This is a genomic window from Parafrigoribacterium mesophilum, assembly GCF_039652555.1.
GTDB lineage: Bacteria > Actinomycetota > Actinomycetes > Actinomycetales > Microbacteriaceae > Parafrigoribacterium > Parafrigoribacterium mesophilum.
Genome location: NZ_JBDJAF010000001.1, coordinates 1470442 through 1494184 on the forward strand (window position 1 = coordinate 1470442; position 23743 = coordinate 1494184).

The window sequence follows — 23743 nt, forward strand, 5'->3', positions numbered from 1 at the left end:
TGTGGTAGCGGGGGCGGGACTTGAACCCGCGACAACACGATTATGAGCCGTGTGCTCTAACCACCTGAGCTACCCCGCCGCGTCTTCCGCTCCGGTTGCCCGAAGGGAGGACCGAGCCCCCTGTGGGAATCGGACCCACTACCTCTTCCTTACCAAGGAAGTGCTCTACCAATGAGCTAAGGGGGCGCGCCGCCAGACTGCCGGACTACCGGCGCGCTGACGAAAGCACCGTACGAGACTAGCATCCGGATGCGCCCCGCGTCGCGCCGATGAGCGCGGTGGGCGCGGGAGGCCTAGGGTTTCGTCATGAGCGCTATCAGCACATCGAAGTCGACCACCGCCCCCGGGGAGGAATGGTGGCGGTCGGCAGTCATCTACCAGGTGTATCCGCGCTCGTTCGCGGACGCGTCGGGCGACGGGATGGGCGATCTGCCTGGCATCACCTCGCGGCTGCCGGCACTGGCCGAACTCGGTGTCGACGCCGTTTGGCTCTCCCCGTTCTTCCCGTCGCCGCAGAAGGATGCCGGATACGATGTGTCCGAATACTGCGATGTCGACCCACGCTTCGGAACCCTGGACGACTTTCAGACCCTGGAAGCGACAGCGCACGGCTTGGGCCTGCGCCTGATCGTGGACCTCGTCCCCAACCACACCTCGGACCAGCACCGGTGGTTTCAGGAAGCCTTGGCCTCCGAGGAGGGCAGCGAACAGCGTGCCCGATACCTCTTCCGCGACGGCAAGGGGCCCAACGGCGAGTTGCCGCCGAACAATTGGGGATCCGTCTTCGGCGGCGGTGCCTGGACCCGTGTGACCCGCCCAGACGGCTCGGGCGGACAGTGGTACCTCCACCTCTTCGACACCTCCCAACCCGACCTCAACTGGGACAACCCGTGGGTTCGCGAGCAGTTCCGCGGCATCCTGAGGTTCTGGCTCGACCGCGGCGTCGACGGCTTCCGAGTGGATGTCGCGCACGGTCTGATCAAGAAGGCCGGCCTTCCGGACTACACCAAGCCCGAATCCGGCGGCAGCATGGGATCCACCGGGCTCAATCCGGCTGCCGCCGACCGTCCTGCCGCGCCGGACCCGCCATACTGGGGCCAGGACGGCGTACATGAGATCTATCGCGACTGGCGTCGCATCATCGACGAATACGGCCGAAACGCGGTGTTCGTCGCCGAGGCGTGGGTCGAGCCACTGGCCAAGCTGGCCCGCTGGGTACGTCCAGGTGAGATGCACCAGGCGTTCAATTTCGAATACCTCGAGGCGGACTGGGATGCGCGCCGACTGCGTCGTGTCATCACGGATTCGCTCAAGTCGTTCGGCTCGGTGGGCGCCCCGAGCACCTGGGTGCTCTCCAACCACGACGTCATCAGGCACGCGACCCGCCTGGCTCTCACCGCACCGGTACCACAGGGGCAAGGTCTGGGGCCCGGCTCAACGTCCCGTCCGATTCCAGCACTCGGACTGAAGCGCGCTCGCGCCGCGACCTGCCTCATGTTGGCCCTGCCGGGCAGCGCCTACCTCTATCAGGGCGAGGAACTCGGCTTGCCCGAGGTGGTCGACCTCCCGGACTCGGCTCGACGAGACCCCACCTGGTTCCGCAGTGGCGGTACCCGCTACGGCAGGGACGGATGCCGCGTGCCTATTCCGTGGGAGCAGGCGCGTCCGGCGTATGGGTTCAACGCAACCGGCCATAGCTGGCTCCCGCAGCCGGACGGCTGGGCGCAGTTCGCCAGAGACGCGCAGGATGACGTGCCTCAATCGACGCTCCAGCTTTATCGCAGCGCCCTGGCGCTTCGCTCGGAGCTCGCTCTGGGCACCGGATCGCTCCGATGGTCACCCGGCTACGGACGTGACATCGTGACCTTCCGCAACGGCTCGGTCACCGTGATCCTCAACGCCGGGACGGATGCGGTGAACTTGCCGCCTGATGCGACGGTGCTGTTGGCCTCGGAACAGCTCTCGGCGGCCGTGCTGCCCCCCGACACCGCGGTGTGGTTACGGATGTAACGCCCGTTTAGTTCGCGTTCGCCTTCAGCCACGCGAACGGGTCGACGGGAACACCGCCCAGGTGCACCTCGAAGTGCAGGTGCGGTCCGGTCGACTCTCCGGTGCTCCCCACCAGGCCGATGATGTCGGTGACCTTGACGTGTTGGCCCTCGGCGACCTTGATCGATCCGTACTTCATGTGCGCGTACAGGGTCTGCACCTTCTGCCCGTTGATCACGTGGTCGATCACAACGTGGTTGCCGTAGGCGGAATTGGACACGGAGACCAGGCTGACCACTCCGTCGGCTATCGCCTGGATCGGTGCGCCGGCGCCGGGGACGAAGTCCAATCCTTCGTGGAACGAGGTGCACCCGCCACACGGGGCGATGCGTCTGCCGAATCCACTGCTGATCGGCACCGGGATGGTGAACGGCCACTGAATGGTGCCGTTGGGGTCGTTCGTGTACGAGAAGCTGCGGCTGCCGAACTTGACCCGGATCTGGTCAGCCAGTGAGCTCACTGTATAGGCATCACGGCCCACGGTGGCGGCCGGCTCCGCCGCGGTGGGAACACTCAACGACTGAACCGGCGCGGTGACGGACAGCGGCGAGTGGGTCGCGGTGTCCGCGCTGTAAAACGCGTTTGCGGGCACCGTGGTGGCCACCATCATCGCTGCCGCGCCCACCATGGCGCCGACCGACATGAGCTTCGACAGCAGGGCTCGCTTGAACGGCCGCCTGACGCGCTTTCGCACCGTGACGCCGGGGACCCGAGGGACCAGGCCGGCGGGGGCGGCGGGGGCGGCAGCCTGCTGAAGTCGCGACCGCCGCTGTGACTCGGCCAGGAGCGCGGCGCGTCTGGTGGTCACCGCCACCGGGGCGATGGCCGGCACGGTGTCCACCCGCACAACCGGGGCCTCAACCGGCAGCTCAGGCGTTGCGGGCATCACGACTGCAGCTGGCGCGGCAGCCTCGACGGGCAGGGGCTGCGTCTCGAACACCGGAGGCGACACGGCGGTCGATGCGGGCGCGGAGTGCTGCGCCTGAGCACGTTCGCGTTCGCGTCGTTCCCGCCGGGACCTGGCTTGTACCGGAGGCGTGTCTGCAGGGCCGCTGGCAGCAATCACAGCGGGTAAGAGTTCCGAAACGAGGGAGAATCCGAGTTGCCCGAATGCCGATTCAGCGTGAGCCTGTGCGGCATCGGCTGTCTCAGTGTTCACTTTCTCAGTGTTCACTTCGGGTCTCGACACTAACTCTCTAACCTCGCGTTGCGGGACCGTCCCCGAGCGGCGCGCGGACGCACGCTGTTCAGGTTTCGACCAGTGCGATCAGGATGACTGGTCACGATTCCTTGACGAATCGATACACGCAACGTGTCTCGAATGTAACGGATTCATAAACACTAACGTACGAATCCAGGTCGTCGCTAGACAAAATCCTCAGGAAATCGCTCGGAGGAGTACTCTCCGGGCGCACGAGGCCGGAATTCAGTGCAATCGCGGGGCCTTTCTGGGCCGGATGAGATTGTGGCAAGTGCAGGATTCGAACCTGCGAAGTCGTAGACAGCTGATTTACAGTCAGATCCCTTTGGCCGCTTGGGTAACTTGCCATTGTGCTCCGACCACGTGTAATCACCTGACCGGAGACGCAGATTAAAGAATACAGGTTACGCGGCCGGTGAAAAATCACCAGAGCGAGCACCAAATCCTGCCCGGCTCAGCCCCGCGCGGCGGCGGCGTAGCGGTTCGCCGCATCCGCCACCGTCTGCCGGTACACCCCCGATGCGTTGTATGCCGCGATACCGGCGCGCCAGCCGTCGGCACCGGCCATGTCGGCGCTGGCCCGGCACAGGTAGTTCGCAGCGGCGGTAACCGCGTCGTCGATGTTCTGCGGATCCTCCACTCCATCACCGCCGGCATCGACGTGCCAGTTGCGCCAGGCCTGAGGGATCAGCTGCATCGGCCCCACCGCCCGATCCGCCGCCGGATCGCCATCGAGCGCCCCCGAGTCGGAATCCGGAACGTGAGCAGTACCCGCACCGTCCAACGCGATGCCGAAGATAGGCGGAACCACGGTGCCGTCGCCCTGGATTCGCGAGCCGCCGTGCCGACCGTGGTCGCTTTCGGCGAAGCCGATACCGGCCAACGTCGTCCACCCGAGCGAACACCGCGGCATCTGAGCGGCTTTGACGATGGCGGCACCGGCGTACGCCTCCAGCGCCCGCCGCGGGATGCCGCTGGCGGAGGCGACGGAGGCCACCCACGCTGGATCCGCCAGTTGTGCGATACCGGCGCCGCCGGCGACCGGGTTAGCCGGTGGGAGTGGCACGACCAGGGCCGTCTGGGGCCGCGGCGGCGGCTGCGGCGGCATCCGCTTCGGTGCGCCGCCCGGGGCGAACGCGATAACGGCAACGGCGATCCCCGCCGCGACGAAGGTCGCGACGGCGGCAACACGCCCGGCGTAACTGTGCCTGGTCCGATGCCGTCGCATGATGCTTCCCATCATGACGGTGCCCGCTGCACAACCGATGCACGTCCCACATTGAGGCCGAGCGCAGCGCGAATCCTCAACACCCAGCGCAGCGCTAATCGGCGGGTGGGCAACTACCATGGTGCGCATGGCAGATGCAACATTCGACATCGTGAGCAAGGTCGACAAGATGGAGGTCGACAACGCCCTCCACCAGGCGCAAAAGGAAATCGCCCAACGCTACGACTTCAAGAACACCGGCGCGGAAGTGGATTGGAGCGGCGAGAAGCTGCTACTCAAGGCCAACGCCGAGGAGCGTGTCAAGGCGGCGCTGGAGGTCCTCGAGTCCAAGTTGATCAAGCGCGGCATCTCCCTGCGCAGCCTGGATGCCGGTGAGCCGTATGCTTCGGGCAAGGAGTACCGCATCGACGCGACGCTCAAGCAGGGCATCGCCCAGGACGATGCCAAGAAGATCACCAAGATCATTCGCGACGAGGCACCGAAAGGCGTCAAGTCGCAGATCCAAGGTGACGAGGTGCGCGTGAGCTCCAAGAGCCGGGACGACCTGCAGACCACCATGGCTCTGCTCAAGGGCAGCAGCAACCTCGAGGTGGCGCTGCAGTTCGTGAACTTCCGTTAAGTGGAGGCCTCCGACGTCGTCCTGATCCTTGCGGTCCTCCTTGTCGTCGTCGACTTCGTCATCCGTATCGTTGCGCTGGTCGTCATCCCGCGCAATCGCAAACCGCAGACTGCGATGGCGTGGCTGCTGGCGATCTTCTTCCTTCCTTATATAGGCATCCTGCTGTTCCTCCTGCTCGGCAGTCGGCACCTGCCCAAGCGGCGGCGCGACAAGCAGCAGGCGATCAGCAGGTACATCCTGGAGACCACAGAAGGCACCGACCTCCTCAACCGGGACGCGCCCTGGCCGCCCTGGCTGGAGCCGATCGCCGAACTCAACCGCACGCTCGGTGCCATGCCCCTGGTGGGCGGCAACACGGCGGCGCTGCTGACCGACTACACGAAGTCGTTGCAGGCGATGACCGATGCGATCTCGCACGCGACGCGGTACGTGCACGTCGAGTTCTACATCATGGCCTACGATGGCACCTCGGCACCGTTCTTCGACGCGCTTGAGGCGGCCGTGAAGCGCGGCATCGTCGTGCGCGTGCTGCTGGACCACCTCGCGTCGCGGCGCTCCCCCGGATATTTCCGCACCATCCGCCGCCTGAAGAAAATCGGCGTGCAGTGGCATCTGATGCTGCCGGTGCAGCCGCTGCGCGGCCGGTTTCAACGCCCCGACCTGCGCAACCATCGCAAGATCCTCGTCGTCGACGGCGTTGTCGCCTTCACCGGGTCTCAGAACATCATCGACTCCAGCTATAACAAGTGGTCAAACCGCCGACGCGGACTGCACTGGCAAGACCTGATGGTGCGGTTCGAGGGACCGATCGTTGCGGGGATCAACGCACTGTTCGTCACCGACTGGTACAGCGAAACCGACGAGTTGCTGCTGCGGGAAACGGACAACGTGCCGAGGGAGAAGACCCGCAACACGATTGGCGCACAGGTGGTGCCGAGTGGCCCGGCCTTCGACGGCGAGAACAACCTGCGCCTGTTCAATGCACTGCTCTATGCTGCGCAGGAGCGCATCATCATCACCAGCCCGTACTTCGTGCCCGACGAATCCATGCTCTACGCCATCACCACGGCGGCGCAGAGCGGGCTGGACGTTCAATTGTTCGTCTCTGAGGTGGGTGACCAACCCGTCGTCTACCACGCCCAGCGCAGCTACTACGAAGCGCTGTTGCGCGCCGGCGTGCGCATCTGGCTCTACCCGAAACCGACGGTGTTGCACGCCAAGCACTTCACCATCGACAATCAGGTCGCTGTGATCGGCTCCAGCAATATGGACATGCGCTCGTTCAGCCTCAACCTCGAGATCTCGGTCATGGTACGAGGCGAATCCTTCGTCAAAGCGCTGCGCCACCTCGAGGACTCCTATCGGGCAGCCAGCCGGGAATTGACGCTCGAGGAGTGGATGGAGCGCCCGCTCGGCGCAAAGGTGCTCGACAACATCGCCAGGCTCACCTCGGCGGTGCAATAGCAGCCAGCCTCGGGCGGCTGCCGAGCCAGCGGCGGCAGTACAGTGGCTCATGAGCATCGCGTCCTACCTCGCATTCTGCGGCCTGTGCGTATTGCTGGCACTCACCCCCGGGCCGGACACCTTCCTCATCCTGCGCTTCAGCATGCGCCGCGCCGCCATCGGCGTGGCCGCGGCCTTCGGCTCGGCGCTCGGCTCGCTGATGTGGGCCGTCCTGGTAGGCATCGGCCTCGCGGCGCTGATCGAACAATCGGTCGAGGCCTACCGTGTCGTGAAAGTTTTGGGCGGGCTCTACCTGGTGTACCTCGGAATCCAGGCTCTGCGGCACGCCCGTGTGCCTGCCGCCGAACCCGGTATCCCGGTAGCTCTCCGGCGCACCCTGCTGCCCGCTCTGGCCGCCGGGCTGTTGTCCACGATGACCAACCCCAAGGTCGGACTGTTCTTTCTCGCCGTGGTGCCGCAGTTCCTGCCGCACGGCGCCAACGCCTTCGTTCTGACCATGGCGCTCGGGGCGACCGACGGCATCATCGCTCTGGTCTATCTCGCCTGCTTGGCCAAGGTGGCCGCGAAGGCCAACGAGTGGCTGAAACGTCCCAAGGTGACCGTCGGACTCGAGCGCACCTCTGGCGGCATCCTCGCGGCCCTCGGCGTGGGTGTTCTGGCCTCCAGCGCCACCGAATAGCAGCAAACTCCCGGCTTTCACGACTGTTATGCCCGGGGATCGGCATGTTAATATTGCAGTAGTTGAGTCAAAGAGGCTCAACTTTAGGAAGAGGAAGGAAAACCCACATCATGGCTATGTCGTTTGATCCTTTCGGCGACCTCGATCGACTCACCGACGGATTCCTGCAGTTCCGGCCGGGACCTCGCTTCATGCCGGTCGACCTGTTCCGTGAACGGGATCAGTACATCCTCAACGCCGACCTTCCCGGGATCGACCCCGGTTCGGTGGATGTCGACGTCGATGGGCAGTTGCTGACCATCCGTGCGCAGCGCACCCAGGCAAACCAGGAAGGCGCGAAGTGGATGGCCCAGGAGCGGCCGCACGGCACCTACCTGAGGCAGTTCAGCCTCGGCGAAGGCGTTGACGCCGACCGCATCACCGCGCACTACGACAACGGTGTGCTCAGCGTCATCATCCCGGTCAGCGAAAAGGCGAAGCCGCGCAAGATCGAGGTCGGTTCGTCGAGCAAAGGCTCTCGGGACCGCCAGATCTCGGTCTGAGCGAAGAGCCGCATCAGGATGGCTCCGTCCGCGACCGCGGACGGAGCCATCGTCCTCTGGTGAGTGGTGCGCATCCACCGAAGGCGGACTAATCTCACCACCGAATCCGATGAAGGAGGCAGTATGTCAACCCCATCATTCCCATCGCAGGCTCGATCCGGACCGCCCGCAGCCTCCACCGTGTTGCGTGAGTTTCGCGATTACGCGAGCGCTCAGGCCCTGGTAGACAAACTGTCGGACGCCGGTTTTGCCGTCGAACACACCCGCATCGTGGGCGAGGGGGTGCGGATCGTCGAACAGGTGACCGGACGGATGACCAAGGGCAGGGCGGCGCTGCTCGGCGCGGCCAGCGGCGCGTGGCTGGGATTGCTCGTCGGCCTGTTGATCGGCTTGTTCACGATCGGGCCGGTCTGGATCTACGTGCTGCTGATGGGCCTCGTGATCGGAGCGGTCTGGGGTGCGGTCTTCGGATTCGTGGCCCACTGGGCCACCCGGGGTCGACGGGATTTCAGCAGCGTGCGCGGGCTGGAAGCGGAACGATACGCCGTGATGGTCGAGCTTGACTACGCTGCGGACGCCGAACGGCTCGCCGGCTCCTGAGCAGCCCGGCTCCTAAGCAGCAGAGGGCGCCTGACCAGCACAGCCCCGAATCAGTGCTGCCCGTCGCGTGAAACCCGCACCATGTCCTCGCGGGGCACCACCTTGATGCGGTCCCGGCCCTGGGCCTGACCCAACTGCACCTCGTGCCGGTCGAGCGCGTGCCAGCCGTCGAGGGTCGTGTATTGCACGCCGCGAGATTCCAGCAGTTGCACGACGGCCTCCGGTTGCGGATGCGGGGGGTTCCACCAGTCCGCCTGGTCGTGCAGCACGTGCTTGACCGTCTCCAATGCGTCGCTCTTGGTGCTGCCGATCAGTCCGACCGGCCCGCGCTTGATCCACCCGGTGGCGTACACGCCGTGCACTACCTGGTCGTGGTCGTCAAGCACCTGGCCCTCCCGGTTGGGGATCACGCCGCGCTTCTCGTCGAACGGGATCCCGGGCAACGGCGAGCCGAAGTACCCGATCGCGCGGTACACCGCCTGTACCGGCAGTTCGCGGATCTCACCGGTGCCGGTCACCCCTCCCGCGCCATCCGGCATGGTGCGCTCGTAGCGCAGCGCTGTGATCCCCGACTCGTCGCCGACGATCTCCAGGGGCTTCGCGTAGAAGTGCAGATGCATCCGGCGAGTCGCGGACGGGTTCTTCGCCTTCCCGCGCCATGCGTTCATGATGCGGTTCAGCACGAAGACCTGCTTGTTGGTCTCGATGGCCAGTTTAGAGGCGGCGTCCAGCTCGAAGTCTTCGTCGTAGAGAACCATCTCCACGTCGTTGAGCTCGCCGAGTTCACGCAGTTCGAGCGGCGTGAACCGCACCTGCATGGGTCCCCTCCGGCCCAGGATGTGCACGTCGGTGATCGGGGAGGCGGCAAGTGTCTCGTAGACGTTCGACGGAACATCCGTGGGCAGCAGGTCCTCTGCGCGTTTGCCCAGCATCCGGGCGACATCCAGGGCCACGTTGCCGTTGCCGATCACCGCGACCTCGTTGTGGTTCAGCGGCCACTGCCGCGGAACGTCGGGGTGGCCGTCGTACCAACTGACGAATTCGGCGGCGCCGAAGCTGCCGGGCAGGTCGACTCCCGGGATGTCGAGGGCGGCCGGTTCCACCGCGCCGGTGGCGAAGATCACGGCGTTGTAGTGCCGCTTCAGGTCGTCCAGGGTGAGATCGACGCCGTAGCGCACGTTGCCGAACAGCCGGACGTCGCCGCGGTCGAGCACCGCACGCAGTGCCGCCACGACGCCCTTGATCCTCGGATGATCCGGGGCCACGCCGTACCGCACCAGGCCGAACGGCGCCGGCAGATGGTCGAATACGTCGATCGACACGTCGAACTTCTTCTCCGCCTTCAGCAGGATGTCGGATGCGTAGATGCCCGCCGGTCCCGCCCCCACGACGGCAAGTCGCAGCGTTGTGGCCTGCGAGCTCGTCGCCGGCAGGGAGGTCAACTGGAGCGCTCCACGATCGTGTCGGCGAAACGCGTGAGCGCCTTCTTCACCGGTCCGATGGGCAGTGGTTCCAACGCCTCGACCGCTTCGCGTGCCCACCGGTGCGCCTCCACCAGCGTGTCGCGGGTGACGGGGTGCTCGCGTAGTTCCGCAATGGCGGCCAGAAGGTCGGTCTCGTCGTTGGTCGCGGCGCTCGAGTCCACGTGCCGTTCGATGCGCCCGACCAGCGCCGCGGCATCCGGGTCCGCCTGGGCCAGCCGGCGCAGATACAGCAGCGGCAGGGTGGCGACCCCGGATCGCAGGTCGGCCCCCGGAGCCTTGCCGGTTTCTTCGGCGGACAAGTCGATCACGTCGTCGATGAGCTGGAAGGCGATACCGATCTTCTCGCCGAAGTCGAGCATCGGCTGTTGGAATTCATCCGGCGCCTCCGAGAAGATCACACCGAATTGGGCAGCCGCAGCGATCAGGGACCCGGTCTTGTCGGCGAGCACCTGGATGTAGTGCTCGATCGGGTCGTCCCCTGCCTGCGGCCCCATCGTCTCGTGGAGCTGGCCGAGGCACAGTCGTTCGAAGATCCTGGCCTGCAACCCGATGGCCTTGGCACCCAGGCCCGCGATCAGGCTGCCCGCACGGGCGAACAGCAGGTCGCCGGTGAGAATGGCCACCGAGTTACCCCAGACGCTGTGCGCACTGGGCACGCCGCGCCGGGTGGCCGCCTCGTCCATCACATCGTCGTGGTACAGCGACGCGAGGTGGGTAATCTCCAGCGCCTGTGCGGCCACGATGACCTGTGGGGTGTTGCCGGCGCCGAGCTGAGCGGTAAGCAGGGCCAGGGTGGGCCGAACCCGCTTGCCGCCGGCGTCGAGCAGGTACCGGCTGGTGGCATCCGCCAGGGCGTCGCCGAACGACATCTCCTGCAGCAGTCCCGCTTCCACCGCCTCGAGGCCGGATTCGAGTTCCTGGCCGAAGCGTCGCTCCTCGGCGGAGGCGAAGAGTTTTTCGCCAAACGAGATCGCCGATCTCAAGCTGTTGCTCCGATGAGCAAGCGGCGCGCGCGCAGTCACCTAGCCAACCTAACCCTTGTGCGATCCTGAAGCCGCTAGGGCTTCGGGGCCTCGGGCTCGACGGACGGGGCCTCGGGCGTGAGCGGGGTGATGGTGCCGGCCGTGGCCCGCTTGGATTTCCGCGGTTTGCGCAGCGGCTTGCGTCCCCGGTGCAGGGCGACGATGCCCACCGTGAGGTTGCGGTAGGCCACCCGGGTGAACCCCGCTCCCCGGATCCACTGCGCGAGGGTTTCCTGATCGGGCCAATCCTGAATCGAGTCGAGCAGGTAGCTGTACGCCTGCGGGTTCGAACTCGACGTGGTCACCACAACCGGCATCACGTATTTCAGGTATGCCCAATACCCGGCCCGGAACAGCGCACGCGGCGGTTTGGAGAACTCGCAGATGACCAGCCGGCCGCCCGGTTTGGTCACCCGGTACATCTCCGCGAGCGCCTTCTTCGGGTTCTCCACGTTGCGCAGGCCGAACGAAATCGTCACGACGTCGAACTCGCCCGTCTTGAACGGCAGGGCGCTCGCATCCGCTTCAACGAAGTCGATCGTGGGATGCCTTTTCCTGCCGACCTCGATCATGCCATGAGAGAAGTCGACGGCCACGACATCCGCGCCGGATTTGGCCAGGGCGGCCGAGCTGGTGCCGGTGCCGGCGGCGATGTCCAGGATGCGCTCCCCAGGCCGCGGGGCGACGGCGCGCACGGTCGCGGTGCGCCACCGACGAGCATTGCCCACCGACAGCACCGAGTTGGTGCGGTCGTAGTGTTTGGCGACCTCGTCGAACATCGCCGCGACCTCGCCAGGTCGCTTCGTCAGATCCGCCTTCGCCACCGTGCAAGTCTACTTGAGTCGCCCGCACGGTTCCGGTCTGAGAGTCGGCCGGCGCGGGGGTCCCGGTAAACTGGCTGACGTGACCCGACCCGCGCGCCAGTACCCCGCGCTGAGCGTCGAAACACGGCCCTTGGACGACGTCGGCCCGCTGATCGCGCTGCTGAATGCGCGGCATCCGTTGCTCTGGATGCGCCGTGGGTTCGGACTGGTCGGGCTCGGCTGCGCGCTCCGCATGGAGTTCTCCGGCCCGAGCAGACTGACCGCGGCGGCGGCGGCGTGGCGCGAGGTCGCCGGGAGCGCGCGCGTGGTCGACCCGCTCGCCGACCCGGGCACCGGGCTGGTGGCCCTGGGCAGTTTCGCGTTCTCGGACCACTCCGGCGCTACCAGTGTGCTGATCGTTCCGTCCGTGGTGATCGGCCGGCGCGCAGGTCGCAGCTGGGTCACCCGGATCGGCGTCGGAGACCTCCCAGCCGTCCCGGACCTGAACAGCCTGCGTGCGCCGAGCGAGCCGGTCACGCCGGCCACTGAGTTTCAGCCGGGAGAACTCTCCCCGAGCGGGTATACCGCCGCGGTAACCGCGGCCGTCGGCCGCATCCGTCGCCGGGAACTGAGCAAAGCGGTGCTAGCACGGGACCTGATCGGGCACCTGCCGCCCGGCAGCGACCTGCGCGGGGCGATCGCCGTCCTCGGCAGCGGCTACCCGGACTGCTGGACCTACGCGGTGGATGGCCTCATCGGCTCCAGCCCGGAGACTCTGATCAGCGTCGACCACGGCACCGCAACCGCCAGAGTGCTCGCCGGCAGCGCCGCGCGAGGGGCGGATGCCGACTCCGACCAGGATGCGGCCGTCGCGCTCGCCACCTCGGCCAAGGACCAGGACGAACACGAGTACGCGGTGCAGAACGTGCTCGGGTCGCTGCGCCGCCACAGCGCGGACGTGACCGCGAGCGAGGTGCCGTTCACCCTGAAACTGCCGAATCTGTGGCACCTGGCCAGCGACGTGGAGGGCACCCTCGTCGACGGCTCGACCTCGCTCGACCTGCTGGCGGCGGTGCATCCGACCGCCGCCGTCGCCGGCACGCCGACGGCCACCGCGCTCGGCCTCATCGAGGAACTAGAGCCGTTCGACCGCGGCCGCTACGCCGGTCCGGTCGGGTGGGTGGGGGCCGACGGCGATGGCGAATGGGCGATCGCCTTGCGCTGCGCCCAGGTGACTGACGATGGCACTGTCACCGCCCACGCCGGCGCCGGGATCGTCGCCGAGTCGATTGCCGAGCACGAGCTGGTCGAGACTCGGATGAAGTTCCGCCCCATCATCGAAGCGTTCAGCTAGCCGGCGGCAAGGCGACGCTTCTCGGCCTCCACGTCGAACTGCGCAGACGGCCAACTCAGGTGAAGGCCGCGCAGCGCATCCAGCAGCAGTGCCTGCACCGCCAGCCGCGCGTACCACTTGTGGTTGGCAGGCACGACAAACCAAGGGGCATGATCGGTGGAGGTTCGCTCGAGTGCGAGCTGATACGCCTCCCGGTAGGCACCCCAGGCGGCTCGAGCATCGAGGTCCTCCGGGTTGTACTTCCAGTGTTTGTCCGGCTGGTTCAGCCGGTCGGCGAGGCGCTTCTTCTGCTCGCCGGCGCCGACGTGCAGCATGACCTTGACGATGACGGTACCCGAGTCGGTAAGTTCCCGTTCGAATTCCACAATCTGCCCGTAACGCTGTCGGATCACCGCCGGTTCGGCGAGATTGCGCACCCTGGCGACCAGAACGTCCTCGTAGTGGGACCGGTCGAACACGCCGACGATGCCCGGTCGTGGCAACTGCTTGCGGACGCGCCAGAGGAAGTCGTGGGCGAGTTCCTCCCTGGTGGGCTTGCCGAAACTGGCAACCCGTACGCCGGACGGGCTGATCGCGCCGACGACGTGCTCGATCACGCCGCCCTTGCCCGAGGTATCCATACCCTGCAGCACGAGCAGGACGCTGTGCCTTCCGTCGGCCTTGCTCTGTGCGTACAGCTTCTCCTGCAGCGCGGCGAGTTCGTCGGCGTGCGCCTTCAGCTCGGCCCGGCCGGCCTCCTTGCCACCGGTGAACCCCGGCGTTGCGGAGGGGTCCAGATGCGGCAGCGAGAACCCGCGTTCCACTTTGAGCGTCTCGCTCGGGCTTGCGGTCCACGGTCCCCCGGTCATGCGCCGATGCTACCCCCGCTGCTGGCACCCCGTTTCACGGAGATTCTGTTCCGGAGCCCCGTTCCGACCGGACAACAGGTGCCCGGAGGACAGTTTCTCCGTGAAACGGGATTGACGAGACGGGTTAGGAGCGCGGGAGCGGAACCTCGACCAGCGTGGTGCCGGATGCCGTGAGCGCCTCATCCAGTTGGCCGCGGTTGCCCGCCAGGAGGTAGTCCCAGCCGTATGCGGTGGCCAGATCCCGCAGGGAGGCCGACTGTGGCGTGTACAGCACCCGGTCCATGGCTTCCGGGTTCGCCGACGACGCCACCTCGAGTCCGTCGAAGATCGTGCCGCCCCCGTCGTTGCCGACGAGTACCTGGATGCGCGGGCGCGGTTCGCCGATCCCGAACAGCAGCGCGCCAACGTCGTGCAGCAGTGTGAGGTCCCCGAGCAGCACCCTGGTCATCCCGCCGGCGGAGGCGCCGAGTTCAGCCTGGCTGGCCAGCGCGATGCCGAGCGCCGTGGAGACAGTACCGTCGATGCCTGACAGGCCGCGGTTGGCGTGCACCGGGATCTTTTTCCCCACCACGACCCGATCGGCTTCCCTAATCAGCCGTGAGGCGCCGAACACGAGCCGGTCGTGCGGCCAGCTGGCCCGCCACACCGCTTCCACGAGCATCCGTCTGGTCACCGGTTCCCGGAACACTTCCAACTGACTCTTGGCGAACTTCGCCATTGTCTCCCAGTCGTCGGTGCGCGCCAGCGCCAGCGCGCTGCGGGCACCGTCCTCGAGCAGCATCCGGCTCGTTGCCACCCAGCGACCCACCCAGGCGCGGTCCGGATCCGCCGGTCCGGTCACCTCGACCGCGTCGGCGAAGACCCCGGTACGGTGGCCGGGGTTGTACACCTCGGCGCCGCGGCCGCGCACGGTCACCGTCTCCACCGACATCCGTCGCAACAGCGCTGGTACCTCGCGGCTCAACGTGGGATGACCGAAGACGATCGCGCGCTCCACCTGGCCGCCGAACTCGGCTTCACCGAGCAGTTGACGGTAGGCGACCACCAGGTTCGGTCCGAAATGGGAGCCGCTGGACACCTCGGCGAGCAGCGGCGCACCGAGCGCCCTGGCGGTGGATTCGGCGATGTCTCCCGACTGGTGTCCCGCGATGACGACCGTGTGCGGCGCGGCGCCCAGAGCCAGGGGCGCCTCCTGCACCTCGGGCATCCGGCCGGGCCGCACCGCGGCGTCGTCCGGGGGAAGCCGCACCGGCCCGGAAAGCGGCTCCCGGAACGCCAGGTTCAGCTGCACTGGACCGGGCGACGATGAGCGGCCGGTGGCCGCCGCCCATGCCTCGTGGGCCAGTTCACCGGGGTAGTCGGCGTCGAACCCGCTCTCGCTGGGCGCCTCGACTTCACGCACGAACGGCACGGCGGCACCGAACAGCCCTACCTGCTGGGTGGTCTGGTTGGAGCCGATGCCGTGCAGTTCTTCTGGTCGGTCTGCGGTGAGCAGGATCAGCGGGACGCCGCTGTGATGCGCCTCGAGGACGGCGGGATGCAAGTTGGCGACCGCGGTACCGGACGTGGTGATCACCAGTACGGGAACACGCGACTCGACCGCGATGCCGAGCGCGAGGAAGCCCGCCACCCGTTCGTCGATGCGCACCCGCAGCCTGAGCCGGCCCGCGCTCTCGAACTGGGCCGCGGCCAACGCCAACGCCTGCGAACGGGATCCGGGACTGAGCACGACATCGCGGATTCCCAGCGCCAGGAACTCACTCAGCAACGCAACCGAGAAAGCAGTGGCCGGGTTACTCCTTGGAGTCATCGTCGAGCTCGGCGAGCTCCTGCTCGAGCCGACGGATGCGTTCGTCCTGGTCTTTGTCCCGACCGAGCCGCTTCAAGAAGGCCGGGTCGTCATCTGGCGCGATGCGCTTACTGGGCGGTCCACCGAGGCTCCGGTCTTTGCCCAGGGTCAGCCACAGGATGCCGCCGATCGGAGTGATCACCAGGATGACCACGATCCACAGCGCCTTCGGTATGCCCCGAACGCGGCGACGATCGGTCATCAGGCAGTCCACGAGTGCGTAGATGGTGAAGAACACCACTCCTACCGCAGCCGCAACCAGGAACCTAGGCATGACCTGATTCTAAGCCAGCTTGCTGGGATTTGGCAGTCCGTGTTGGGGCGCCCAAACTACACTGGACGCGTGAGACGCACCCGCCCTTGGCTCTACTATTCCCTACTTCGGGTGACCCTTTTCGTGGTGGTGTTCGCCGTACTGATGCTGCTCTCGGTGAATGAGTGGATCGCGACGGCGGCGGCAGCCATCGTCGCGCTGTGCCTGTCCTACATCTTCCTCAAGGGTCCCCGGGATGCGGTCGCGCGCGACATCTACGCTCGCCGCCATGGCCAACACGACGACCGCGACGCGGACAGCGACATCGAGAACGAGATTCTCGACGAGAACGAGCGGCGCAACTAATACCTCGCCCTGATGTACCGGGCGCACCCCCTTGCGGCGACGCGCCAGAAGGCGTTCAATCGTGAGGCCGATCCACTTCTGTGGGCAAGAATAGGAGTTGAGCAAAAGTACCGGCCATTCCTGGCCGTTCGGAGGCGAGTGTGCATCTGTCGGTAGTTGGCGGTGGGGAACGGGTCCGCGGCGAGGTGACCGTACCGAACTCGAAGTATCACGCGCATCGGGCGCTCATCCTGGCCTCACTCGCACCGGGCCTGAGCCGCATTTCCGGCCTCAGCGACGCCGGCCACGTGCAGTCGACCATCGCGCTGTTGCGCTCCCTCGGCACCAGGATCGACCGAGAGGGAGACACGTTCTTGGTGCACGGCGGGCCATATCGGCGCGGGAAGAACCCGGTGTCGGTCGGCAGTTCGGGTACGACGCTGTACTTCATGCTCGGTCTGGCCAGTCTGGCCGACGCCGATGTGACGGTGACCGGCCAGCGGTATTTCCGCAGGCGTCCGGTCGGTCCGCTGCTGCGGTCCCTGACCGACCTGGGCGTGCAGACCTCGAGTACAGATGGCTGTCCGCCGATCATCGTGACGGCGCGTCGGCCGCGTGGCGGAGTGACCCACATCGCCGGCACGCTGTCCCAGTGGGTGTCCGGTCTCGTCCTGATGGCGCCGTTCGCCTCGCAGCACACCACGATCCTCGTCGACGGGCACCTCAACGAACGCAGTTACGTCGAATTGACCGTGGCGATGATGGCGAAGTTCAACCTGCAGGTCACGGTCTCCGACGACTGGTCCCGGTTCGACATCGAGCCGAACCAAACCGCGCAGCCGTGCGACCTCACCCTGCCGCCCGACATCGGCTCGGCCGCGTTCGGTCTCGCGGTAGCCGCCCTGCACCCTGCTGACGTCCTGCTGCGGGGCTTGTCGCAAACGTCCTCTCTCGGGTCGGATCACCCGGAGGCGGAGTTCCTCGACATCGTGCACGCCATGGGGTTGCCGATGGAATTCGACGCCGCATCCGGCGGCGTGCGCGTGCGGCATGACGGCATCCGTTTGCGTCCGGCCGAGATCGACTGCCGCCGACTGCCCGACATGCTTCCGATCCTCTCCGCGCTGGCCGCCACCGCCGACGGGGAGAGCGTGCTGACCAATGTCGAGCACGTGCGGTTGAAAGAGTCCGACCGTGTGGTGTCGATGCTGCAGCTGAACAGCATGGGCGGGCAGTTGACCTTCGATGGGAGCAGCCTGCGTGTCCGCGGGGTGGATTCACTCAGCAGCGCCCATCTGTCCTCGTTCAACGATCATCGAGTGCTGATGTCGCTGGCTGTGGCGGCGTCCGCGGCGGAGGGCCGGTCGACGTTGACCTACCCGAATGCGTACCGAATCTCCTACCCGCGATTCGTCGAGGCCATGCAGACCTTCGGCATTGCGATGGAGGTGGAACAGGGGCCGGCCAGGCCGGCCCGCCGCTCGGAGGCCGCACACGGTCCCGTGGCGAGCGCGGCCGGCGCGGAGACCATGACCGGCCCAGACTGGATCCGCCTCTGGGCGCGGGAGAAGCCGCATGCGCTGGCCGTCGTGGACGCCCGGTGGGATCGCACGGGACACACCAGCTGGCTGGAACTGGACACCGAGGTGGACAAGGCCGCGGCACTGTTCCTCAGCTTGGGCGTCAAGCCAGGCGACCGGGTCGCCGTGCAGCTGCCCAACGGCCGGGAATTCATCGTAGCGGCCGCCGCCGCCATGCGGATCGGAGCGGTGATCTGCCCGATCATGCCGATCTTCCGACAGCGCGAGGTGGCCTTCGCGCTCAAACGAGCCGGCGCGAAGGTACTCGTGGTGATCGACAACTTCCGAGCTCGGTCCCACGCCGCCGAAGTCGCCGACCTGCTCAGCCGGCCGGTGAACGCGGCCGCACCCCGACACGAGGCGCTCCCGCTGGAGCACGTGCTCGTGCTCCACGACACCCCGGGCACGGCGCGCATCCTGCCGCACTGCACGAACCCCACCGTGCAGTGGCACGGCTGGCATCAGGCGCTGGCGTCGGCGGTCGTGGACCGCGACGCGATTCAGGAGCGGTCGCCGTCACCGACGGATGCGGCGCAGCTGTTGTTCACCTCGGGGACGTCCGGCGAACCGAAGGGCGTCGTGCACACCCATCGCACGCTGAGCCGCGCCGCACAGATGGAGGTGCAGCACCTCGGTCTGACCGCTCACGACGTGATTTACATCCCGTCACCGCTGGCTCATCAAACCGGGTTCCTGTACGGGATGTGGCTGGCCTTCGCGCTGGGTGTGCCGCAGATCGTGCAGGCCATTTGGGACCCGAAACGCGCGCTGGAGGTGCTGCGCGGCTGGGAGGGCACGTTCGTGCAGGCCGCGACGCCGTTCCTCACCGACTTGGTGCGCGCCGTCGACGCGGGCGCTGTGGCCCCCAGCCGCCTGCGCATCTTCGTGGCCACCGGCGCCGCGGTACCGCGCGCCCTGGCAGAACGCGCCACTCGGGTGCTCGGCACGGCCGTGTGCGGAGCGTTCGGCACCACCGAGACCGGACTTGCGGCGCTCGCCTCGCCGTTCGACTCCCCCGCCAAGATGTGGGGCAGCGACGGGCGGGCGATGCCCGGAGTGAGTCTGCGCATCGTCGATGACACCGGCGCTCCGCTGCCGCCCGGTGCCGAGGGCAACTTCGAACTCAGCGGGCCCACGGTGTTCGACGGCTACCTGGACCGGCCGGACCTCACGGCCGAAGTCTTCACCGCCGACGGCTGGTACCGCACTGGCGACCTCGCCACCCTCGACGACGAAGGGTACCTTCGGATCACCGGACGAGTGCGCGACGTCATCAACCGGGGCGGCGAGAAGATCCCGGTGTCCGAGATCGAACAGCTGATCTACACGCATCCGTCGGTCGACGATGTCGCCATCGTTGCCATGCCGGACGAACGGCTCGGTGAGCGCGCGTGCGCGTTCGTCACCCTGCTGCCCGGGGCCAAACTGTCGTTCAGCGCGCTGCAGCATTTTCTCGACGAGCATGAGGTGTCCAAGCACTACTGGCCGGAGCGGCTCGAGGTCATCGACGCGATCCCGCGCAATGCCGTCGGTAAGATACAGAAATTCCTGCTCCGAGAGCAGGCCGCCGGGCTTAAGCCGCAACGACTCTCCGTACTCGTCACCAAGAAGGAACTCGCAGCCAATGACAATGCTCCAGCCCGTAACGTCCGACGGTCGAGGAAGCCGGGTCGATCAGCCTGACTACGACCGGATCCTTGAGCGCGTCACCGCATGGGTGGACGGCCCAGGCGAGGTGTGGGCACAGCAGATCGAACAGACCGGCGTCGTGCCGGCCGAACTCCGGGACGAACTGAAGCAGCTCGGTTTCCTGGGCCTGGCGGCCCCGGTCGAACTCGGCGGGCGAGGACTCAGTTTCGTGCAGTGGATGGGACTGATGGAGGTGTTCTCCCGCTCGCACGCCTCCATCCGGATGATCGTGCACGTGGTCAACGGCACCTGGCGGTCGATGAATCCGTACGCTTCGCCCGAGCAGCGTGAGAAGTTCGTCAAGCCGTCCATCGCCGGGGACATCACGGTGGCGTTCACCCTCACCGAGCCGGGCAACGGCACCGGCGCCGACCTCAGCTGCTCGGTACGCCGGGACGGTGACACCTATTACCTCAGCGGCCAGAAGCACCTGATCACCTTTGGCGTCAACTGCGATTATTGGCTGCTGTTCGCGCGCCTTGAGCACAGCATCGGCAAGGACGGCACCGTCGGACTGCTTGTCGACCGCACGGCACCCGGTGTCACCGTGGAGGACACCTCCAACACCATGGGGGTGCGAGGCACCGACCACGCGCGGCTCACCTTCGACAACACACCGGTGCCGGTGTCCCAACGGCTGGGCCAGGAGGGCGACGGACTGGCGATCGCCCTGGGCGGGTTCCTCACGCCGAGCCGCATCTCGGTGGCCATGAGCTGCGTGGGACTGGCCGAACGCGCCCAGCAACTCGCCGTCGAATATGCCCTGAAACGGGTCACGTTCGGCAAATCGATCGCCTCCCGACAGGCGATCAGCTTCATGATTGCGGAGAACGAGGCAGACATCCAGGCCGCCAAAGCCCTGGTACTGCACGCCGCCGGCCGGTGGGAGGACGATTCGCCCGACGCCCCGGCGCTGTCGTCGATGGCGAAGCTCACCGCCGTCGACATGCTGACCAGGGTCACCGACAAGGCGCTCCAGGTGCACGGCGGGATCGGCTACTGGAAGTCCGAGCCGATCGAGCGCGTCTATCGGGATGCCAGGGCGCAGCGGTTCGAAGAGGGCACCAACGAGATCCAGAAGACGGTCATCGCCCGAGACGTGTTCGCCCGAGCGGCGGAGTCGAAGCGATGAACTCCGCGGCGGGAACGTATTCGGGCAAGGTGGCCTTGATCACCGGCGCATCCAGGGGAATCGGCCGCTGCCTGGCCCTCAAGCTCGCGGCGCAGGGCGCCAGCGTGGTGGTGAACTTCCGCAAGAACGCGGAACTGGCCGACGAGGTGGTGCGCGAAGCGCGGAGCCTGGGCGGCGCCGCCCTCGCCGTGCAAGCAGACGTGGAGCAGCCAGAGGACATCGTGCGGCTGTTCGACGCCGTCGCCGGCGAGTACGGCCGCCTGGACTACTTCGTCAACAACGCCGCGGCCTCAGCGTTCAAGAAGGTCGTCGACCTGAAGCCGCACCACCTGGACCGCTCCTACGCCACCAACGTGAGACCGTTCGTACTCGGGGCGCAGGAAGCCGTGAAGCTGATGGACAACGGCGGACGCATCGTGGCGGTGTCGAGTTACGGCAGCCTGCGCGGATTCGCCACCTACGCGGTGCTCGGACCGAACAAGGCCGCGATCGAGTCGTTCATCAGATACATGGCGGTGGAGTTCGCCGGTTACGGCATCAACGTCAACGGGGTCAACGGCGGCCTCATCGAATCCGACTCCCTCGACTACTTCTATTCCATTCCCGGCATGGCTCCGATGCAGAAGGTGCTGGATGCCATCCCGCTGGGCAAGCCGGGCACGGTGGACGACATGGCGAACGCCGTCGAATTCCTGCTGTCACCGAACTCGGCATACATCACCGGTCAGGTGATCGTCGTCGACGGCGGGATGACCGTCGCCGCCCCGCCGTACTACCACGACACCACGGCACCGGTCGCGTTGCCGCCTCGCCCGACGCGCGGCTGACCATGGCCGCGCTCCGGTTCCCGCACCTGCGCGCTCCCCTGGCGATCGGCACGCTACGGCTCCCGCACCGCGTGCTGATGGGCTCCATGCACCTCAACCTGGAGACCACCGACGGGCCGGAACTGCAATCCTTCTACGCCGAACGGGCCCGCGGCGGCGCCGGCCTGATGATCACCGGAGGGGCAGCGGTGAGCCGGGCCGGTGCGGGCGGGCCCGGATACGCGCTGATCAACGAACCGGAGCACTGGGACCGATGGCGGCGCGTCGTCGACGCGGTTCACGAGGCGGGCGGCCTGATCGGGTTGCAACTCTTCCACGCCGGACGCTACGCCGAGCAGGCCACGTTCGGCATCCATCCGCTCGGCCCGTCCGCGGTGTACAGCAGCTATTCGAAGTGCACTCCGGAGCCGATGACGACGACGCAGATCGAGGCGACCATCGCGGACTTTGCGGCCGGCGGTGCGCAGGCGATCCGGCTCGGCTTCGATGCGGTGGAAATTATGGGCTCCGAGGGCTATCTGATCAACCAGTTCGCCTCCCCGGTCACCAATCTCCGCGACGACGAGTGGGGCGGCGATTCCGACCGACGCCGCGCCTTCCCGACCGCGGTGACCGCGGCGGTGCGCGCCGCCGTGGGATCGGCGCCGCTGCTGGTGCGGATGTCCGGGGCCGACCTCGTGCCGAATTCCTCCACGCCGCAGGAGGTGGACGACCTGGCGATCGCGCACGTGGCGGCCGGGGCGGATGCCATCGACGTCGGCATTGGCTGGCACGAGTCCCGGGTGCCCACGACGCAGTCGCTCGTGCCTCACGGAGTGTGGATCGACGTCGCAGCGCGGGTGCGGGCCGCGCTGGCGGATGCGGGGGCGGCGGTGCCGGTGATCGGCTCCAATCGAGTGAACTCGATTCCGCAGGCGGAGCGGATCGTGGCGGCCGGGAAGGCCGATCTGGTCTCGATGGCCCGACCCTTCCTGGCTGACCCGTTCATCGTGTCGAAGTCGTTTTCGGGCGACACCGCCCTGGTGAACACCTGCATCGGCTGCAACGAGGCCTGCATCGACCACTCACTGGGCACGGCGCCGGTGTCGTGCCTGGTCAACCCCCGCGCCGGGCGGGAGTGGCAGTTCCCGGCATCCGGCATCCGGTCCGGTGCACCGCGCTCGGTCGCCGTGGTCGGGGCCGGCCCCGCCGGGATGGAAGCGGCCAGGGCACTGGCCGCCGGTGGCGCGAAGGTCACGCTGTGGGACGCCGGGCGGCGCATCGGCGGGCAGTTCTTGATGGCCGGGATGGTGCCAGGCAAGGCCGACTTCCTCGAGACGGTGCGGTATTTCGAGCACGAACTCCGCCGGCTCGGTGTTCGGTTCCGGCTCGGCCATGCGGTCTCGGATGCCGCGCAGCTCGGCACCGTAGACCACGTGGTGCTGGCGACCGGGGTGCTGCCGCGCACCGCCGCCGTCCCCGGCGTCGGGCTGCCCCACGTCGTCGATTACCCACAGGCCTTCGCCGACGTCTCCTCGATCGGCGAGCGCGTGGCCGTGATCGGGGCGGGCGGGATCGCGGTGGATCTTGCCCACCTGCTTGTCGAGGTCGGCACCGGCAGCCGGATCGGCGAACCGGCCCCCGCCACCGAGTCGGAGGAAGCCTCCCGGTTCCTCGCTGCGCACGGGCTGGCTGTCGGCCCGACCACGCCGGCACGGCGGAAGATCACGGTGATGCGCCGCAGCGGATCCATCGGCGCCGGCATGGGCATCACCACCCGGTGGGCCGTCGTGCAGGCGATCCGGGCCGCCGGGGTGCGCACCATCACCGACGTGCGCTACGACCGTATCGTCGCGGACGGGGTGTGGATCGAGCACGACGGGCGGAAGCAGCTCATCGAGGCCGACACCGTGGTGATCGCGGCTGGCCAGGTGCCGAACGATCCGCTGTCGGCCCGGCTGCGGGCATCCGGTCTCGCGCACACGGTGATCGGCGGCGCCTTGCACACCTCGGGGATGAACGCCGTCGCGGCATTCGAGCAGGGCCTGCGCGTCGGAACGGCCCTCGCCGCCGGCTAGCCCCGGCGATGCCATTCCGGACCAGCAACCCCGCCGCGGCGGCCCGTTTCGTCCGAAAAGGCATCTGCCGCGGGGTTACAGTGCAGGAGTGACGTCAGCACTCGACCGGCGGCTGGGA

At 67.2% G+C, this 23743-nt stretch carries 20 protein-coding genes and 3 tRNA genes; 12 read left to right on the forward strand and 11 right to left on the reverse strand.

The window, feature by feature from the left end:
• Positions 1 to 2 precede the first annotated feature (2 nt).
• Positions 3 to 79, reverse strand: a tRNA-Met gene (locus tag ABFX56_RS06995).
• A 35-nt stretch (positions 80 to 114) separates the two neighbouring features.
• Positions 115 to 186: transfer RNA gene (locus tag ABFX56_RS07000), tRNA-Thr, on the reverse strand.
• A gap of 120 nt (positions 187 to 306) precedes the next feature.
• On the opposite strand from ABFX56_RS07000, the gene ABFX56_RS07005 reads away from it, so the two are divergent.
• Entirely contained in the window at positions 307 to 2010 is a 1704-nt protein-coding gene (locus tag ABFX56_RS07005; protein ID WP_346232536.1) for a glycoside hydrolase family 13 protein, read from the forward strand.
• 7 nt (positions 2011 to 2017) lie between these two features.
• On the opposite strand, the gene ABFX56_RS07010 is transcribed toward ABFX56_RS07005, so the two are convergent.
• The 3 genes from ABFX56_RS07010 to ABFX56_RS07020 form a co-directional block, all read right to left on the reverse strand.
• Complete coding sequence (locus ABFX56_RS07010) at positions 2018 to 3208, reverse strand: M23 family metallopeptidase (RefSeq protein WP_346232537.1); 1191 nt, start codon at positions 3206 to 3208, stop codon at positions 2018 to 2020.
• A 307-nt stretch (positions 3209 to 3515) separates the two neighbouring features.
• Positions 3516 to 3597, reverse strand: a tRNA-Tyr gene (locus ABFX56_RS07015).
• A 107-nt stretch (positions 3598 to 3704) separates the two neighbouring features.
• Positions 3705 to 4478 (reverse strand): lytic murein transglycosylase, encoded by a 774-nt coding sequence (locus tag ABFX56_RS07020; RefSeq protein WP_346232538.1) that lies wholly within the window; start codon positions 4476 to 4478, stop codon positions 3705 to 3707.
• Between the two features lie 127 nt (positions 4479 to 4605).
• Between ABFX56_RS07020 and ABFX56_RS07025 the strand changes: the two genes are divergently transcribed.
• From ABFX56_RS07025 to ABFX56_RS07045, 5 genes are all read left to right on the forward strand, one after another.
• A complete protein-coding gene (locus tag ABFX56_RS07025) occupies positions 4606 to 5097 on the forward strand; it encodes a YajQ family cyclic di-GMP-binding protein (protein WP_346232539.1) in 492 nt (163 codons plus the stop codon).
• Complete coding sequence (cls, locus tag ABFX56_RS07030) at positions 5098 to 6561, forward strand: cardiolipin synthase (protein WP_346232540.1); 1464 nt, start codon at positions 5098 to 5100, stop codon at positions 6559 to 6561.
• Between the two features lie 49 nt (positions 6562 to 6610).
• A complete protein-coding gene (locus tag ABFX56_RS07035) occupies positions 6611 to 7240 on the forward strand; it encodes a LysE family translocator (protein ID WP_346232541.1) in 630 nt (209 codons plus the stop codon).
• Between the two features lie 110 nt (positions 7241 to 7350).
• A complete protein-coding gene (locus ABFX56_RS07040; RefSeq protein WP_346232542.1) occupies positions 7351 to 7782 on the forward strand; it encodes an Hsp20/alpha crystallin family protein in 432 nt (143 codons plus the stop codon).
• Between the two features lie 123 nt (positions 7783 to 7905).
• Entirely contained in the window at positions 7906 to 8382 is a 477-nt protein-coding gene (locus tag ABFX56_RS07045) for a general stress protein (RefSeq protein ID WP_346232543.1), read from the forward strand.
• A 50-nt stretch (positions 8383 to 8432) separates the two neighbouring features.
• Here the strand turns inward: ABFX56_RS07045 and ABFX56_RS07050 are convergent, their stop codons facing one another.
• Genes ABFX56_RS07050 through ubiE form a run of 3 tightly spaced genes read right to left on the reverse strand, consistent with a single transcriptional unit; the run spans position 8433 to position 11712 of the window.
• Positions 8433 to 9824 carry an FAD-dependent oxidoreductase gene (locus ABFX56_RS07050; RefSeq protein ID WP_346232544.1) on the reverse strand — a complete coding sequence of 464 codons (1392 nt, stop codon included), beginning with the start codon at positions 9822 to 9824 and terminating at the stop codon, positions 8433 to 8435.
• The gene (locus ABFX56_RS07055; protein ID WP_346232545.1) at positions 9821 to 10888 is read right to left on the reverse strand and encodes a polyprenyl synthetase family protein; all 1068 of its coding nucleotides are present in this window, start codon (positions 10886 to 10888) and stop codon (positions 9821 to 9823) included. Before ABFX56_RS07055 ends, ABFX56_RS07050 begins: the two co-directional genes overlap by 4 nt.
• A 35-nt stretch (positions 10889 to 10923) precedes the next feature.
• Entirely contained in the window at positions 10924 to 11712 is a 789-nt protein-coding gene (gene ubiE / locus ABFX56_RS07060; protein ID WP_346232546.1) for a bifunctional demethylmenaquinone methyltransferase/2-methoxy-6-polyprenyl-1,4-benzoquinol methylase UbiE, read from the reverse strand.
• A 79-nt stretch (positions 11713 to 11791) separates the two neighbouring features.
• Here ubiE and ABFX56_RS07065 point away from each other — a divergent pair, with 79 nt between their 5' ends.
• Positions 11792 to 13045 (forward strand): isochorismate synthase, encoded by a 1254-nt coding sequence (locus ABFX56_RS07065; RefSeq protein ID WP_346232547.1) that lies wholly within the window; start codon positions 11792 to 11794, stop codon positions 13043 to 13045.
• Here ABFX56_RS07065 and ABFX56_RS07070 read toward each other — a convergent pair.
• The 3 genes from ABFX56_RS07070 to ABFX56_RS07080 form a co-directional block, all read right to left on the reverse strand.
• Complete coding sequence (locus tag ABFX56_RS07070) at positions 13042 to 13893, reverse strand: PPK2 family polyphosphate kinase (protein ID WP_346232548.1); 852 nt, start codon at positions 13891 to 13893, stop codon at positions 13042 to 13044. The genes ABFX56_RS07065 and ABFX56_RS07070 overlap by 4 nt on opposite strands.
• Positions 13894 to 14017: 124 nt before the next feature.
• Positions 14018 to 15703, reverse strand: a complete 1686-nt coding sequence (gene menD / locus ABFX56_RS07075) for a 2-succinyl-5-enolpyruvyl-6-hydroxy-3-cyclohexene-1-carboxylic-acid synthase (RefSeq protein ID WP_346232549.1) — start codon at positions 15701 to 15703, stop codon at positions 14018 to 14020.
• On the reverse strand, positions 15687 to 16016 hold the full coding sequence (locus ABFX56_RS07080) for a PLD nuclease N-terminal domain-containing protein (RefSeq protein ID WP_346232550.1): 330 nt from the start codon (positions 16014 to 16016) through the stop codon (positions 15687 to 15689). The genes menD and ABFX56_RS07080 overlap by 17 nt, the downstream gene beginning before the upstream one ends.
• A 69-nt stretch (positions 16017 to 16085) precedes the next feature.
• Between ABFX56_RS07080 and ABFX56_RS07085 the strand changes: the two genes are divergently transcribed.
• The 5 genes from ABFX56_RS07085 to ABFX56_RS07105 all read left to right on the forward strand — a co-directional run bounded on the left by ABFX56_RS07085 (position 16086) and on the right by ABFX56_RS07105 (position 23625).
• Entirely contained in the window at positions 16086 to 16361 is a 276-nt protein-coding gene (locus ABFX56_RS07085; RefSeq protein WP_346232551.1) for a DUF4229 domain-containing protein, read from the forward strand.
• Between the two features lie 140 nt (positions 16362 to 16501).
• Complete coding sequence (gene aroA / locus ABFX56_RS07090; RefSeq protein WP_346232552.1) at positions 16502 to 19603, forward strand: 3-phosphoshikimate 1-carboxyvinyltransferase; 3102 nt, start codon at positions 16502 to 16504, stop codon at positions 19601 to 19603.
• Positions 19551 to 20741 (forward strand): acyl-CoA dehydrogenase family protein, encoded by a 1191-nt coding sequence (locus tag ABFX56_RS07095; protein WP_346232553.1) that lies wholly within the window; start codon positions 19551 to 19553, stop codon positions 20739 to 20741. The genes aroA and ABFX56_RS07095 overlap by 53 nt, the downstream gene beginning before the upstream one ends.
• Positions 20738 to 21568, forward strand: coding sequence for an SDR family oxidoreductase (locus tag ABFX56_RS07100; RefSeq protein WP_346232554.1), 831 nt, complete (start codon positions 20738 to 20740; stop codon positions 21566 to 21568). Before ABFX56_RS07095 ends, ABFX56_RS07100 begins: the two co-directional genes overlap by 4 nt.
• Positions 21569 to 21570: 2 nt before the next feature.
• Entirely contained in the window at positions 21571 to 23625 is a 2055-nt protein-coding gene (locus ABFX56_RS07105; protein ID WP_346232555.1) for an oxidoreductase, read from the forward strand.
• The last annotated feature ends 118 nt before the right edge of the window (positions 23626 to 23743 follow it).

What these genes read in the sequence shown, in the direction of transcription:
- ABFX56_RS07005 (WP_346232536.1), top strand. Translation starts at nt 307, where the DNA reads ATGAGCGCTATCAGCACATCGAAGTCGACCACCGCCCCCGGGGAGGAA.
- ABFX56_RS07020 (WP_346232538.1), bottom strand. Translation starts at nt 4,478, where the DNA reads ATGCGACGGCATCGGACCAGGCACAGTTACGCCGGGCGTGTTGCCGCC.
- ABFX56_RS07025 (WP_346232539.1), top strand. Translation starts at nt 4,606, where the DNA reads ATGGCAGATGCAACATTCGACATCGTGAGCAAGGTCGACAAGATGGAG.
- ABFX56_RS07035 (WP_346232541.1), top strand. Translation starts at nt 6,611, where the DNA reads ATGAGCATCGCGTCCTACCTCGCATTCTGCGGCCTGTGCGTATTGCTG.
- ABFX56_RS07040 (WP_346232542.1), top strand. Translation starts at nt 7,351, where the DNA reads ATGGCTATGTCGTTTGATCCTTTCGGCGACCTCGATCGACTCACCGAC.
- ABFX56_RS07045 (WP_346232543.1), top strand. Translation starts at nt 7,906, where the DNA reads ATGTCAACCCCATCATTCCCATCGCAGGCTCGATCCGGACCGCCCGCA.
- ABFX56_RS07070 (WP_346232548.1), bottom strand. Translation starts at nt 13,893, where the DNA reads ATGACCGGGGGACCGTGGACCGCAAGCCCGAGCGAGACGCTCAAAGTG.
- menD (WP_346232549.1), bottom strand. Translation starts at nt 15,703, where the DNA reads ATGACTCCAAGGAGTAACCCGGCCACTGCTTTCTCGGTTGCGTTGCTG.
- ABFX56_RS07080 (WP_346232550.1), bottom strand. Translation starts at nt 16,016, where the DNA reads ATGCCTAGGTTCCTGGTTGCGGCTGCGGTAGGAGTGGTGTTCTTCACC.
- ABFX56_RS07095 (WP_346232553.1), top strand. Translation starts at nt 19,551, where the DNA reads ATGCTCCAGCCCGTAACGTCCGACGGTCGAGGAAGCCGGGTCGATCAG.
- ABFX56_RS07100 (WP_346232554.1), top strand. Translation starts at nt 20,738, where the DNA reads ATGAACTCCGCGGCGGGAACGTATTCGGGCAAGGTGGCCTTGATCACC.
- ABFX56_RS07105 (WP_346232555.1), top strand. Translation starts at nt 21,571, where the DNA reads ATGGCCGCGCTCCGGTTCCCGCACCTGCGCGCTCCCCTGGCGATCGGC.